Genomic DNA, 12,192 nt, shown 5'->3' on the forward strand with positions numbered 1-12,192 from the left:
TGGCGGCGGTGGAGTCCGTGGAGGAGAGCGCGGGGGCTGCCTTCTGCGAGCCGGCGTACGGCGTCCGCTCGCTCGGGGACATCGTCCCCGCGGCGGCGCACGCCCTCGGCAGCCCGCTCGGACCGGCGCCGACCGGGCTGGTGCTGCCCGGCGCGGCGTCGTACGTCATCTTCCTGATCGACGGGCTCGGCGCCCGGCTGCTCGAGAAGTACGCCCACGCGGCGCCGTACCTCTCCGCGCTCCTCGAGACCTCCTCGCCCGCGACCGCCAGCGTGCCGTCGACGACCTCGACCTCGCTGACCACGCTCGGCACCGGCCTGATGCCGGGCGCGCACGGACTGGTCGGCTTCACCACCCGGATCCCCGGCACCAACGACCTCCTGAACGCGCTGATCTGGGACGCCGACATCGACCCGGTCCAGTGGCAGCCGCACCAGACCACGTTCTCGTCGCTGCAGGCAGCCGGCGTGCGGGTCACGGTGGTCAACAAACGCGAGTTCAACGGCAGTGGCCTGACCGTCGCGGCCCACCGGGGCGCGGAGTACGTCGGCGTCGACCGGGTCGGCGAGCGGATCGCCGCCGTCGTGGCTGCCTCCGCCCCCGCTCCGCGGCAGCCCACGCTGACCTACGTCTACGACGGCGACCTCGACTGGACCGGCCACCGCTGGGGCGTCGCCTCCAGCCAGTGGCTGCAGCAGCTCGCCATGATCGACCACGAGGCCGAGCAACTGCGCGAGGCGCTGCCCGCCGACCGGCGCCTGGTCGTCATCGCGGACCACGGCATGGTCGACGTACCCGCCTCGTCGCGGATCGACGTGTCCGCCGACGACGACCTGCGCTCCGGCATCGCCCTGGTCGGTGGCGAGGCACGGTTCCGGCACCTCTACTGCACCGGCGGCGCGGTGCCCGACGTCGTCGCCACCTGGCAGGAGCTGCTGGGGGACCGGGCCGAGGTGATGACCCGCGCCGAGGCGATCGTCCGCGGCTGGTTCGGACCCGTCGATCCTGCCGTGCTGCCCCGGATCGGCGACGTGGTGGTCGCGTGCCGTGGCGACTTCGCGGTGCTGTCGACCGACGGGTTCCCGTACGAGAACAAGCTGATCGGGATGCACGGCTCGCTCACGGCGGACGAGATGCTGATCCCGGTGCTCGTCGACTGAGGTTCCTGGTGACGGTGGACCAACCTCGCCCCTAGGGTGCGTGCATGCTCCCTAGGCTCCTCGCGGTGCTGTGCGCCGCCACCCTGATCCCGCTCGCGTTCGCCGTCCCCGTGGCGTATGCGGACCAGTCGTTCAGCGGGACCATCGACGGCAGCGAGGAGTGGTGGGACGGCTACACGCTCCCCGATTACGCGACCCAGACCTGTGGGCCGGCGGGCGCCGAGCACGGTGACCCGCTGCCCACCGACACGGTCACCTTCGTCTCCGAAGCCGCCGGGCGCCGTCGCTTCGTCCTGCGCTCCTCGACCGATCCGGCAGCCTTCCTCGGCATGTGGATCTATCGCAACGGGGTGTGCGTGGCGGCCGACGCCCAACCGGGCAACCCGCCCGAGGTGGACGATGCCGAAGAGCTGGTCATTCGGGGCGTGGAGCTCGCCGTCGACGACGTCGTCGTGGTCAAGATCCTCGGCAACATCCCGCTCCCGGGGACCTGGCACGGTCCGGTGCCGTGGAAGCTGAGCGTCGAGCAGCCCGGCACGGCGAACGCGAGGACGACGGGACGGGGTGCGCGGTACGTCGACCCCGCGTACCAGGTCCGCTGCTCGGACGGCGTGACGTCGGCGAGCCTGACGAAGCGGCTGCTGGCACGGATCGAGCGTGTTCGGTCGGTGAGCTTCAACGCCGGTCCCGTGCGGCTCCGCACGCTCACCGGGACGAAGCTCGCCAGGATCGCGAGGAGGGCGAGGAACGGCAAACCGGTCCGGCTCGCCGGCGTCCCGGCCGGTACGACGTCCCTGACGGCGGTCGTCACGTTCGACAACGGGAGGAAGGCCCGGGCCGCCCGGTCCTACAGCGCCTGCTGACCCCCGTCCTGGCGCCGCTTCCGGGGGCCCTTATGGTGCGCCCATGAAAATCTCTCGGGTTCTCGCGGTGCTGTGCGCTGCCACCCTCGCTCCGGTCGCCCTGTCCGTCCCCGCCGCGCACGCGGACCAGTCCTGGTCGGGTCAGGTGACCAGTGCCGACCCGTCGGCGGAGTTCATCCGCCCGGTCCATGCCACCGAGCGCTGCGGGTCCGGGGCTGATCGGGGCACGTTCAACTACGACTCGGTGACCTTCACCTCCACGACCGATGGACCGCGACGCTTCGTCCTCCACGGCGGCCCGGGCTTCCAGGACTTCAGCATCTTCGTCCACGTCAACGGAGTCTGCGCCAAGGCCGACGACGACACCGACAACGCTGACGAGTACACAGCGAAGACCATCGACGTCGACAACGTCCAGGTCGCCAAGGGTGACAAGGTCGAGGTCCGAATCATCCGCTCCACCAGCCCGTGGCGGCTCGATGTCCTGCAGCCCGGGTCCTCGAACGGCCCCACGAGCGGCACGGCGACCACGTACGTGGCCCTGCCCGAGCAGGTGGTGTGCGCGACGGGCACTGCCAGCGCGACCCTGACGAAGGCGACGAGGCAGGCCGCACGCAAGGGCAAGGTCCGCTCGATCGTCTTCACCGCCAACGGCCAGAAGGTCGCCAAGGTCAAGGCGCGCGGCGTGCGCAAGGCCGTCAAGAAGGGCGTCCTGCTCCAAGGCATCCCGAAGGGCGCCGTCACCCTCGACGTCGTCGTGAAGCTCAAGGGCGGCAAGAAGGCCACTGCCAGCCGGCCTTACAGCGCTTGCTGAGACCGTTCGCCGAAAAGCGGTGACAGGGCGGACGGCAGCCCCTAGCGTCGAAGCCATGAATGCCCCCAAGCTCCTGGCAGCCCTCGGCGCTGCCGTCCTGCTCCCGCTGACCGTCGGCGTACCTGCCGCCCATGCCGACGAGTCCTTCTCGGGCACGATCGAGGGCACCGAACAGACCAAGGTGTTCCGCGAGCCGATCGTCGCGACCGACCAGTGCGACCCGGCGGGTACGCCCTCCGCTCCGGTGCCCTACGACGCGGTCGAGTATCTCTCCCAGACCAGCGGTCCGCGCCGGATCGTCGTCACGGGGGCTGTCGGAGGCCCGCCCATGGCGCTGCCGTTCGCGGTCTACGCCTATCGCAACGGCGTCTGCGTCGCCGCGGACTATGCGACCCCGAGCGACACGGCCGAGTTCGCTGAGGTCCAGGCAGGGGTCCTCGACCTCGACAACGTCGTGTTCGCTGCTGGTGACCAGGTTCGGATCGAACTCATCGCCTTCGCCATGCCCGCCGCTTGGAAGATCTCGGTCCTGCAGCCGGGCACCGCGTCCGTGGCTGCGCCGGCGATCGGCAACGCCGGCAAGTACGCCGGTCTCGGGTCCCAGATCGACTGCACCACCCACTCGACTCCGGTCACCCTGACGAAGAAGCTCGCCAAGCACGTCGACGACGTGACCTGGGTCAAGATCAAGGCCAACGGCGCCACGGTCAAGAAGCTCAAGGGCAGCAAGCTCGCGAAGGCTGCGAAGAAGGCGAGGAAGGGCCACCCGTACGTGGTGAGCGGCGTACCGGCCGGCACGACCCAGCTGAGCGTCGAGATCAAGCTCGAGAACGGCAAGAAGAAGACGCTGTCCCGCGCGTACAGCGCCTGCTGATCAGCTGAAGGGCAGCGGCTCGGGCGACAGGCTGACGGCCCGCGCCCGGGCCGCGGTCACGCCGCGCCGGTGGTGCTGGCGGCACAGGACCTCGTAGGCGACGTCGGCCTCGTCGATCGCGGCGGGCGGGTGCTCGGTGGGGTCGACGTCGCCGACCACGATCACCTCGCCCTCGGTGACCATCACGCCGTTCTCCGTGCGGGCGTTGTGGGTCGCGCGCTTCCCGCACCAGCACAGGGCCTCCACCTGGAGCACCTCGGTTCGGTCTGCCAGCTCGACCAGGCGGGCCGCGCCGGGGAACAGGCGGGTGCGGAAGTCGGTGAGGATGCCGAAGCAGAACACGTCGATCTGCAGCTCGTCGACGATCTTGGCCAGCTGGTCGATCTGCTCCGCGGTGTAGAACTGGGCCTCGTCGCAGATGAAGTAGTCGATCCGGGCGCCCTGGGTGAGGGCGTCGACGGTGTAGCGCCAGAAGTCGAGGTCGGGGGCGACCTCCTCGGCGTCGGCCACCAGGCCCAGCCGGGAGGACACCATCGCGGTGCCGGCGCGGTCGTGGCTGGTGAACAACCGGCCCCGCCGCCCGCGAGCCGCGTGGTTGTGGTTGGTCTGCAGGGCCAGGGTCGACTTGCCGGCGTCCATCGTCCCGGTACGGAAGATCAGGTCGGCCACCGGCGCATCCTCTCACCCATCTTGGGGACGAATTGCACCGCATCTGGTGAAGAAGCCCTGATTTGGCTGCGCAACCGCGATTCGCGGGAGAACACTGGAGGCCCCAGACCAGGAAGAAGGTGGACCATGGGGGTCGCCACCGGGCGTGGCGGGCAACGTGTCCGTCGGGCCATCACGATCATCTCGGTGCTAGCGGCCATCGCCGTCGTCCTGACCACGACCGGAGTCGTCGGCGGTCGCACGTCCTCACCCCCCGGTGCGGACCGCGTGACTGCCGCCACCGGCCACGGTACGACGGCCCCGGACGCCCCGGCGGGCGCGCCCCCGGCGGCGGTCGAGCCCGGTGCCGGCGCGTCGGCGGCGGTCGTCCGCAACGTCTCCACCACGGAGGGGCACGGCGACCGGTTGGTCGACGCTCCGGCAGCGGCCGTGGCGGCGTACCAACGCGCAGCGACGGTCATCGACGCGGCCGCTCCCTGCAACCTCGACTGGCTGGTGCTGGCCGCGATCGGGCGGCTCGCGTCGAACCACGGCCAGGGCGACGACCTCAGCCACCGGATCACGGTCAAGGGCCGGATCAAGCCGGCGATGGTCGGACGTCCGCTGAACGGCAGGGGCGGGCGCAGCCAAGTCTCCGACACCGACGCCGGCGACCTCGACGGCAACCCGCGCTGGGATGCGCCATTGGGGCCGATGGGACTGCTGCCCGAGACCTGGTCGCAGGTCGCGGTCGACGCCGACGGCGACGGGGTGCGCAACGTGCAGGACCTCGACGACGCCACGCTCGGCGCCGCGGTCCTGCTCTGCGCCAGCGGCAAGGACCTGACCCACCCCAAGGCGTTGCGCAAGGCACTGCACGCCTATGACGCCACCCCGCACTTCGCCCGCACCGTGCGCCGCCTCGTCGACGAGTACCAGGCCGAGACCACGGCGATGTCGGCCCTCCTGATCGGACCGGTCACCGTTCCGATCTACCTGCCGGGCGATTGCGGCTGTACCGGTGTCGAGGCAGCCCTCGCCCGCACCCGTTCGGCGCTGGGCATCGTGCCGGTGACGCCGGAGCCGGCGGAGCCCGCTGCACCGGAGGTCCCGCCGTCGACCGAGCCCGAGCCGCAGCCGCTGCCCGACCAGCAGCCCGACCCGGACCCGGACCCCGAGCCGTCGCCCGAGCAGACGCCGGACCCGACCCCGACCCCGGCCCCGGACCCGCAGCCGCCGGTCGACGAGCCGACGCCCGAGCAGGCGCCGGCCGACGTACCGCCGCCCGAGGACGCGCCGAGCGACGAGCCGCCCGCGACCGAACCCACCAGCGAACCCACGCCGGAGGCTGGCCCGACCTCCTAGGGTGAGGGAGTGACGACGGACGCACTTCTCGGGACCAGCGACCTGCCCCACCAGCTGCCACGGTTCGCGGACATCGACGACCGCGACTACGCCCCGGCGATCGAGGCCGCCATGGCCGAGCAGCTCGCCGCGGTCGCCGCGATCACCGGGGATCCGGCGGCACCGACCTTTGCCAACACGCTGGTCCCGCTCGAGCTGAGCGGGACCACGCTGGGACGGGTGCTGCGCGTGTTCTGGAACAAGGCCAGCGCCGACGCCAACCCCGACATCGACGCCGTCCGCGCCGCCTTCGCGCCTCGGCTCGCCGCGCACAGCGACGCGATCCTGCTCGACCCGGCGCTGTGGGCCCGGCTCCAGGAGGTGTACGACGACCGGGCGGGCCTGGACCCCGAGTCGGCGTACCTCGTCGAGCGGTACGTCACCGAGCTCCGGCTCGCCGGCGCCGCGCTGGGGGAGGACGACAAGGCGCGCCTGCGTGAGCTCAACGAGCGGATCTCCAGCCAGGAGACGGCGTTCGAGCTGGCCCTGCAGGCCGACAGCAACGACCTCGCCGTCGTCGTCGACGACCCGGCGACGCTGGACGGGCTGACGCCGGGGGAGCTGTCGGCGGCAGCGGCCGCGGCGCAGGCGCGGGGTCTCGAGGGGCGCCACCTGCTGACGCTGGTGCTGCCCACCGCGCACCCGCACCTCGCCTCGCTCACCGACCGTGATCTGCGCCGCCGCCTCTCTGAGGCCCAGCGCAGCCGCGGCAGCCGGGGCGGCGAGCACGACACCCGCGCCACGGCACTCGACATCCTGAAGCTGCGCGCCGAGCGCGCCCGGCTGCTCGGCTTCGAGAACCACGCGGCCTCGGTGACCGCCGACAACACCGCCGGTACGCCGCAGGCGGTGCGCACGCTGCTCGAGCGGCTCGCCGTACCGGCTGCCCGCAACGCCCGCGCCGAGCAGGACGCGATGTCCGAGCTCGCCGGCTTCCCGGTCGAGCCGTGGGACTGGCCGTTCTACGCCGAGCGGGTCCGCAGTGCGCGGTACGACGTCGACCTGGCCGCGCTGCGCCCGTGGTTCGAGGCCGAGCGGGTCCTGCGCGACGGCGTCTTCTTCGCCGCCGGCCGGCTCTACGGGCTCACCTTCGAAGAGCGCCCCGACCTGCCCGGCTACCACCCGGACGTCCGGGTGTTCGAGGTGAGCCGTGACGGCACGCCGATCGGGCTCTACCTCCTCGACCTCTACACGCGTGACACCAAGCGTGGCGGTGCGTGGATGAGCAGCTTCGTCACCCAGTCCGGCCTGCTCGGCATCGAGACGTCGGTCGTCGTCAACAACCTCAACGTGCCCAAGCCGGCCGCGGGGGAGGCGACCCTGCTGACCTGGGACGAGACCCGCACGCTGTTCCACGAGTTCGGCCACGCGCTGCACGGGCTGCTCGCCCGGGCGACGTACCCCAAGTTCGGCGGGACCGCCGTCTTCCGCGACTTCGTCGAGTACCCCTCGCAGGTCAACGAGATGTGGGTGCTGTGGCCCGAGGTCCTCGCGAGCTACGCCGTCCACCACGAGACCGGCGAGCCGATCCCCGCCGACGTCGTCGAGCGGCTGCGCGCGGCCGAGACGTTCAACGAGGGCTTCGCGACCAGCGAGTACCTCGCCGCCGCGCTGATCGACCTCGCCTGGCACGAGCTCGGCCCCGACGACGTGCCCACGTCGGTCGAGGAGGTCGCCGCCTTCGAGCAGCGCGCCCTCGCTGCCGCCGGGCTCGACAATCCCGCGGTGCCGCCGCGCTACTCCACGCCGTACTTCGCCCACAGCTGCAGCTCCGGCTACGCCTCGGCCTACTACTCCTACATCTGGAGCGAGGTCCTCGACGCCGACACCGTCGCGTGGTTCGGCGAGAACGGCGGGCTGACCCGCGAGAACGGCGAGGCGTACCTGCGCCACGTCATCGGCATCGGCGGCACCCGCGACCCGCTCGAGTCCTACGCGCAGTGGCGCGGCCGGCCCGCGCCGATCGAGCCGCTGCTGGCACGGCGCGGGCTGACCTGAGTCAGCAGCCTGTGGAGGACGGGCGCACGGTCCTGCCTGATCGCGGATCCTTCCGGGCATGGTCCCGGAGGAGTGGAAGCGCGTCGCTGCGTCGCAGGCAGGGCTGCTCACGCGCGGTCAGCTGAGCGCGCTCGGCATCGACCGCTGGGCGGTCCGGCACCGCCTGGCCACGTAGCGGTGGGTCGCGCACACCCCGACGGTCATCGGTACGACGACCGGCGAGCTGACGCGCTCGCACGTGAGGTGGATCGGCGTCCTGCACGGTGGTCCGGATGCGCTTGTCGGGGACCTCTCCGCTGCTGAGGTCGCCGGGCTGCGGAACTGGCAGCGGGAGGTGGTCACCGTCCTCGTCCCGCACGGGACCTCCGTCGGCGCCGGGTTCCCGGGCGTGCGGTTCGTACGGACCCGCCGCCCGCTGCGGGAGTGGCGGCGCCGGGGCGGTGGCCTGCCCCTGTGTCGTCTCGAACCCGCTGTGCTGCGCTTCGCCTCGACCCAGAGGAACCCGCGTGTCGCGGAAGGTGTGCTGGCCGCGGTGGTGCAGCAGCAACTGACGTCTCCCGAGACGCTGCTGGAGTGGGTGGACAGGATGCAGCCGCTGCAGGGCGCCGAGCGGTTCCGCCGGGCGCTGGCCGGCTGCGGTTCCCCGACTGCGAGTGGCGCCTGGCCGACGGGCGGGTGCTGGTGCTCGAGGTCGACGGCGGCTTCCACCGCGAGGTGGAGCACTGGGAGGACGACATCGCTCGTCAGCGTGCCCTGGCCTCGCCGTACCGGATGGTGGTGCGGTGCACGGCCCGGGAGCTGCGGGACGAGCCCGAGCGGGTCGCGCGGGACCTGCGGCTGCTCGGCGTTCCCGCGGTCTGAGGTTGGGTGGGTGAGAGTGACCCATGGGTCACTCTCACCCACCCAACTCGCTCAGAACGTGTGCTCGGGCGCCGGGAACGCGCCCGACTTCACCTCGGAGTCGTACGAGCGGGCGGCGTCGAGGAGCACCGAGCGCAGGTCGGCGTACTGCTTGACGAAGCGGGGCAGCTTGCCGGTGCGCAGGCCGAAGGCGTCCTGCCAGACGAGGACCTGGCCGTCGCACTGGTTGCCGGCGCCGATGCCGATCGTGGGGATCTCGAGCTTGGCGGTGACCTCGGCTGCCACGTCGCCGGGGACCATCTCCATGACGACGGAGAACGCGCCGGCCTCCTGGACGGCGAGGGCGTCGCGCAGGATCCGGTCGGCGGCGTCGCCGCGGCCCTGGACCCGGTAGCCGCCGAGGGCGTGCTCGGACTGCGGGGTGAAGCCGATGTGGGCCATGACGGGGATGCCGCCGCGGGTCATCTTCTCGATCTGGGGGACCATCTCGACGCCGCCCTCGAGCTTCACGCAGTGCGCGCCGCCCTCCTTCATGAACCGGACGGCGGTCAGGTAGCCCTGCTCGGGCGAGGCCTGGTACGAGCCGAACGGGAGGTCGCCGACCACGAGGGCGCGCGACACCGAGCGGCTGACCGCACGAGTCAGCGGGATCAGCTCGTCGACGGTCACCGGCAGTGAGGTCGCGTTGCCGAGGACGTTGTTGGACGCGCTGTCGCCGACGAGGAGGACCTCGACGCCGGCCTCGTCGAAGATCTGCGCGGTCAGCTGGTCGTAGCTGGTGAGCATCGAGAAGCGCTCGCCGCGCTCCTTGAGATCACGCAGGTGGTGGGTCCGGACGCGCTTGATCGGCGCGGATCCGGGGGCCGCCGCGGGGGCGGTGCCGCCGCCGTACGGGGCGGTCTCTTCGGGGGTGGTGCTGCTCATCGTCGAGCTCCGTTCCGGGTGACTCGCGGCCCACTCGTGTGGGTCCACGTTCGTTTGACGGGCACTGACGAGGCTAGTCCGGTACGACGGCCGCGCGCGCTGTGTGCTCCATCACCCCGAGCCCGGGGAACCGGCCGCATCGGCCGCCGCCTCCAGCTCCGTGACGACGATCCGCCGCATCCCCAGCAGTGCCCGGCTCGCAGCCTCCGCCCGCCGCGCGTCCGGGTCGGCGAGCAGGTCGTGCAGCCGCGCCGGTACGACCTGCCACGACAACCCGAACCGGTCCTTGAGCCACCCGCACACCGACTCCTGGCCGCCGTCGGCGAGCGAGTCCCAGTAGTAGTCGACCTCGGACTGGTCGCGGCACACGATCGAGAAGGACACCGCCTCGGTGAAGGCGATCTCGGGGCCGCCGTTGACGCCGCGGAAGGTCAGCCCGTCGAGGGTGAACTCGCCCGCCACCGGGCCGAGGTGGGTGATCGAGGAGTTCGGGAAGATCGCGGTGTAGAAGCGGGCCGCCTCCTCCAGCCGGTCGTCGAACCACAGGCAGGGCTGGATGTGGCTGCTGGCGATGCTCATGCCGGGAAGACCGGGGCCGCCCCGCGGACTCATCGGCTCCCTAGACTCACACCGTGGACTTCTACTCGGCCTACGCCCACGGGTTCGCCCGGGTCGCGGCGGTGACCCTGCCCGTCGCGATCGCGGACCCCGCCACCAACGCTGCCCGCGTCCTCGAGCAGGCCCGTGCCCTGCACGACGACGGCGTGGCGATCGCGGTGTTCCCCGAGCTGGGGCTGACCGGGTACGCCGTCGACGACCTCTTCCTCCAGGACACCCTGCTCGACGCGGTGCGCGAGGCGATCCTCGACCTGACCGTGGCCTCGGCCGACCTGCGGCCGGTGCTGGTGGTCGGGGCGCCGCTGGCGAGCGGCAACCGGATCTTCAACTGTGCCGTGGTGATCCACGGCGGGCGGGTGCTCGGCGTGGCGCCGAAGTCCTACCTGCCGACGTACCGCGAGTTCTACGAGGCCCGCTGGTTCGCAGCCGGGGCGACCCGGAGTGCCGCCGAGGACAGCATCGAGCTCAACGGCGAGGACGTCCCGTTCGGCAACGACCTGATCTTCTCGGCCTCCGACGTGCGCGGGCTCCACCTGCACGTCGAGGTCTGCGAGGACATGTGGGTGCCGATCCCGCCGAGCGCGACCGCCGCGCTGGCCGGGGCGACCGTGCTCGCCAACCTCTCGGGCAGCCCGATCACCATCGCGCGGGCCGAGGACCGGCACCTGCTCGCCCGCAGCGCGAGCGCGCGGTGCAACGCGGCGTACGTCTATGCCGCGGCCGGCCAGGGGGAGTCGACGACCGACCTCTCGTGGGACGGCCAGACGATGGTCTACGAGATGGGCGACCTGCTGGGGGAGAGCGAGCGGTTCCCCGACGGGCCGCGGGCCACGGTGGTCGACGTCGACCTCGACCGGCTGCGCCAGGAGCGGATGCGTCAGGGCACCTTCGACGGCAACCGGCTCGCCGAGGGCGTCGAGCCGTCGCAGTTCACGCGGGTCGCGTTCGAGCTCGAGCCGCCGGCCGGCGACATCGGGCTGCGGCGCAAGGTCGACCGGTTCCCGTTCGTTCCCGACGACCCGGCCCGCCTCGCGCAGGACTGCTACGAGGCCTACAACATCCAGGTCTCCGGCCTCGAGCAGCGGCTCTCCGCGATCGGCCAGCCGAAGATCGTGATCGGTGTGAGCGGGGGCCTCGACTCGACCCACGCCCTGATCGTCGCAGCCAAGGCGATGGACCGGCTCGGCCGCCCGCGCAGCGACATCCACGCGTTCACCATGCCGGGCTTCGCGACGGGCGAGACGACCAAGTCGTACGCCACCCGCCTCGCGACCGCGCTCGGCTGCACCTTCGCCGAGCTCGACATCAAGCCGGCCGCGACCCAGATGCTGCACGACCTCGACCACCCGTTCAGCGACGGCGAGCCGGTCTACGACATCACCTTCGAGAACGTCCAGGCCGGCCTGCGCACCGACTACCTGTTCCGGCTCGCCAACCACCGTGGCGGGATCGTGCTCGGCACCGGCGACCTGTCCGAGCTGGCGCTCGGCTGGTGTACGTACGGCGTCGGCGACCAGATGTCGCACTACAACGTCAACGCGGGCGTGCCGAAGACCCTGATCCAGCACCTGATCCGCTGGGTGATCGACACCGACCAGCTCCACGACGGGCACTACGACGACGAGGCCGACCAGGTCCTCCAGGCGATCCTGGAGCAGGAGATCACCCCCGAGCTGATCCCCGGCGGCGAGCAGCGCACCGAGGACTCGGTCGGCCCGTACGCGCTGCAGGACTTCACGCTCTACCACGTGCTGCGCCGCGGCTACCGGCCCAGCAAGATCGCGTTCCTGGCCCACCACGCGTGGGGGAGCGGCGAGGCGTCGTACGACCTCGCGACGATCCGCAAGTGGCTCGAGGTGTTCGTCCGGCGCTTCTTCAGCAGCCAGTTCAAGCGCTCGGCGCTGCCGAACGGGCCGAAGGTCAGTCCCGGCGGCACCATGTCGCCGCGCGGCGACTGGCGGATGCCGTCGGACGCCAGCCCGGTCGCGTGGCTGGCAGAGCTGGACGCGGACGTTCCGACGGATTGAT

Annotated in this window: 11 protein-coding genes; 8 read left to right on the forward strand and 3 right to left on the reverse strand. The window is 71.8% G+C overall.

From position 1 onward, the window contains the following. Positions 1–17 precede the first annotated feature (17 nt). The 4 genes from ACZYRU_RS11970 to ACZYRU_RS11985 are packed head-to-tail and all read left to right on the forward strand — an operon-like array spanning position 18 to position 3,711. A complete protein-coding gene (locus ACZYRU_RS11970) occupies positions 18–1,160 on the forward strand; it encodes an alkaline phosphatase family protein (RefSeq protein WP_488957323.1) in 1,143 nt (380 codons plus the stop codon). A 44-nt stretch (positions 1,161–1,204) separates the two neighbouring features. Next, positions 1,205–2,023 (forward strand): hypothetical protein, encoded by an 819-nt coding sequence (locus tag ACZYRU_RS11975; RefSeq protein WP_488957324.1) that lies wholly within the window; start codon positions 1,205–1,207, stop codon positions 2,021–2,023. Positions 2,024–2,066: 43 nt separating this feature from the next. After that, a complete protein-coding gene (locus ACZYRU_RS11980) occupies positions 2,067–2,837 on the forward strand; it encodes a hypothetical protein (RefSeq protein WP_488957325.1) in 771 nt (256 codons plus the stop codon). 55 nt (positions 2,838–2,892) lie between these two features. Further along, complete coding sequence (locus ACZYRU_RS11985; RefSeq protein ID WP_488957326.1) at positions 2,893–3,711, forward strand: hypothetical protein; 819 nt, start codon at positions 2,893–2,895, stop codon at positions 3,709–3,711. Here ACZYRU_RS11985 and ACZYRU_RS11990 read toward each other — a convergent pair whose 3' ends face one another. Continuing rightward, complete coding sequence (locus ACZYRU_RS11990; protein ID WP_488957327.1) at positions 3,712–4,380, reverse strand: thymidine kinase; 669 nt, start codon at positions 4,378–4,380, stop codon at positions 3,712–3,714. It lies immediately after the preceding gene. Between the two features lie 126 nt (positions 4,381–4,506). Between ACZYRU_RS11990 and ACZYRU_RS11995 the strand changes: the two genes are divergently transcribed. The 3 genes from ACZYRU_RS11995 to ACZYRU_RS12005 all read left to right on the forward strand — a co-directional run bounded on the left by ACZYRU_RS11995 (position 4,507) and on the right by ACZYRU_RS12005 (position 8,622). Continuing rightward, on the forward strand, positions 4,507–5,724 hold the full coding sequence (locus ACZYRU_RS11995; RefSeq protein ID WP_488957328.1) for a lysozyme family protein: 1,218 nt from the start codon (positions 4,507–4,509) through the stop codon (positions 5,722–5,724). Positions 5,725–5,733: 9 nt separating this feature from the next. Beyond that, positions 5,734–7,761, forward strand: a complete 2,028-nt coding sequence (locus tag ACZYRU_RS12000; protein WP_488957329.1) for a M3 family metallopeptidase — start codon at positions 5,734–5,736, stop codon at positions 7,759–7,761. 573 nt (positions 7,762–8,334) lie between these two features. Further along, complete coding sequence (locus ACZYRU_RS12005) at positions 8,335–8,622, forward strand: hypothetical protein (protein WP_488957330.1); 288 nt, start codon at positions 8,335–8,337, stop codon at positions 8,620–8,622. A gap of 51 nt (positions 8,623–8,673) precedes the next feature. Here ACZYRU_RS12005 and panB read toward each other — a convergent pair whose 3' ends face one another. Both panB and ACZYRU_RS12015 read right to left on the reverse strand, forming a co-directional pair. After that, positions 8,674–9,546 (reverse strand): 3-methyl-2-oxobutanoate hydroxymethyltransferase, encoded by an 873-nt coding sequence (gene panB / locus ACZYRU_RS12010; RefSeq protein ID WP_488957331.1) that lies wholly within the window; start codon positions 9,544–9,546, stop codon positions 8,674–8,676. Positions 9,547–9,657: 111 nt separating this feature from the next. After that, positions 9,658–10,125 (reverse strand): VOC family protein, encoded by a 468-nt coding sequence (locus tag ACZYRU_RS12015; protein WP_488957332.1) that lies wholly within the window; start codon positions 10,123–10,125, stop codon positions 9,658–9,660. A 53-nt stretch (positions 10,126–10,178) separates the two neighbouring features. On the opposite strand from ACZYRU_RS12015, the gene ACZYRU_RS12020 reads away from it, so the two are divergent. After that, positions 10,179–12,191, forward strand: a complete 2,013-nt coding sequence (locus ACZYRU_RS12020; protein ID WP_488957333.1) for an NAD(+) synthase — start codon at positions 10,179–10,181, stop codon at positions 12,189–12,191. The last annotated feature ends 1 nt before the right edge of the window (position 12,192 follow it).

This window comes from Nocardioides sp. F233 (assembly GCF_057813895.1).